Here is a 2472-nt window from a genome sequence, read left to right as displayed (position 1 = left end):
ATTAAGATGGGCTTAAGGTTAAGTATGGTTTACACTAACCCTATTCTACATGATTTTTTCACGGGGTGTTGCATTTAATATTGCAATTTAAGATTAGATGCGAAATCTCTGTTAAAATAGTAAAAAAGTTTATTTTATACATTCTTATTTGGTATAATTAATTTTAAGTGCGATTACAAAGGAAGGTGAGCACATAAACTATGAAAAGTATAAAGAAATTTATAAAATATTATAAACCCTATAAACATCTGTTTTTTGCAGATATGTTCTGTGCCCTGACTTTGTCAGGTATAGACCTTTTATTTCCTGTAATAGTCAGATATCTTCTTAATGATGTATATATTTTAAATGACAGTAGAGAAATAGTTCGTTATGTTATATATATCGGAAGTGCCCTTTTGGCAATGTATATAATAAGGTATTTCTGTCAGTACTTTATAACCTCCTGGGGGCATATCATGGGGGCAAAAATGGAAGCCGACATGAGAAGGGATTTGTTTGAGCATCTACAGAAGCTGTCATTCTCCTATTATGACAATCATAACACAGGAAAGCTCATGTCAAGGATAGTCACGGACCTATTCGATATATCGGAGCTTGCACATCATGGGCCCGAGGATTTGTTTATATCATTGATTAAAATAACCGGTTCCTTTATTATACTTGTTACAATAAACATTAATCTTACGCTTATACTTATGTTCTTTACCATTGTAATGATCTATTTCTCTTATTTTTATAATAAAAAGATGAGAAGTGTCTTTATGAAGAACAGACAAAAGATTGCCGATGTAAACGCGGTAGTTCAGGACAGCCTTTCTGGAATAAGGGTAGTAAAGTCCTTTGCAAATGAAGAAATAGAAATTGCCAAGTTTGAAAAGGGTAATATGGAGTTTCTTGAAACCAAAAGGGATAGTTATTTTATAATGGGAAGGTTCTTTAGCGGAAACAGCTTCTTTCAAGGATTGTTGTATCTTTCAGTAATCCTTGCAGGAGGGATATTTATAAGCAGTGGTTCGCTGGAAAGTTCAGACCTTGTAGTATATATACTCTATATAAACACCTTCTTAAACCCTATAGAAAAACTTATAAACTTTACAGAGCAGTTCCAGAGGGGGATCACAGGCTTTGAAAGATTCCTTGAGGTCATAGAGACCAAGCCGGATATAGAGGACAGGAAGGGTGCAATAGACATTGTAAACCCAAAGGGAAACATCGAGTTTAAGAACGTTTCCTTTAGTTATAACGATAAGCATAACGTACTTAACAATATAAACATAAAGATAGAGGCAGGCAAGAAAATAGCACTTATTGGACCATCAGGGGGAGGAAAGACCACTCTTTGCAGCTTGATACCAAGATTCTATGAGATAAGTGAGGGTTCAATAACCATAGATGGAATTGATATAAGGGATATAACGCTTAAATCCTTAAGAAATTCCATAGGTATAGTACAGCAGGACGTTTACTTATTTGCAGGCACCATAAGGGAAAATATAGCCTATGGAAGGCCAGGAGCAACGCAGGAGGAGATAATAGAGGCTGCAAAGCGGGCGAATATTCATGACTTTATAATGAGTCTTGATGAAGGGTATGATACCTATGTAGGAGAGAGGGGAGTTAAACTTTCCGGAGGACAGAAACAAAGAATATCCATAGCAAGGGTATTCTTAAAGAATCCCAGCATACTAATATTGGATGAGGCTACATCAGCTCTGGATAACGAGAGTGAAAAGTTTATACAAAAATCTCTGGACGAACTTGCGAAAAACAGAACAACTCTGGTTATTGCCCATAGGTTAAGCACTATAAGGAATGCTGATGAAATAATTGTACTAACAGATGAGGGAATAAAGGAAAGGGGAAAGCACGAGGAGCTTATAGACCGCGGAGGCATATACGCTTACCTTTACAACATGCAGTTTGAGGAGATATCTTAAACGGATAGCCGATAGGTTAAAGGGAAGCCTGTTTTGGGGCTTCCCTTTTGATATGCAATAGAGGGAAAAATCTAGAGAAAGCAGTCTATTCAAACCTTAAATCTATAATCAAGCAAAAGAAATATAACGTCAACATCACCTGGAGTATCTGAATAAGTAAAATAACAATAAAATAAGAATAATAGAGATATAAAAGTATAATTTCTTATAAATGACTTATTTAATTATATTAACTCCGTATCTTCATGATATTATATATGAGTCTTCGTAATGAGGTAGAAAAAATAAAGTAAACAAAGTAGTTGACATAATGAAAAATACATGATATTATAATTGAGTCGCATTGAGAAAGCAAAATTGACAATCAAGAAATTACTAGTTGACATAATAGTAATGACGTGCTAATATAATCTAGCGACATCGGTCCTAATGGGCACATAAAGTTTGGCCTTTGAAAATTGAACAGTGGAAAGCGAACGTAACTTGAGTAATTCTAACGCTAGGATTTTAATTTGAGAGTTTGATCCTGGCT

At 34.9% G+C, this 2472-nt stretch carries 1 protein-coding gene; it reads left to right on the top strand.

Annotated features, from left to right (window positions below; translation table 11 throughout):
- Positions 1-200 precede the first annotated feature (200 nt).
- Positions 201-1940 (top strand): ABC transporter ATP-binding protein, encoded by a 1740-nt coding sequence (locus EDD71_RS15030; RefSeq protein WP_133629523.1) that lies wholly within the window; start codon positions 201-203, stop codon positions 1938-1940.
- The last annotated feature ends 532 nt before the right edge of the window (positions 1941-2472 follow it).

Origin of the sequence: Fonticella tunisiensis, from assembly GCF_004364155.1 — a bacterium.
GTDB classification, from domain to species: Bacteria; Bacillota; Clostridia; order Clostridiales; family Caloramatoraceae; genus Fonticella; species Fonticella tunisiensis.
Note: the sequence above shows the minus strand (reverse complement) of the source record. Positions and strands in the feature narration are given on the sequence as shown.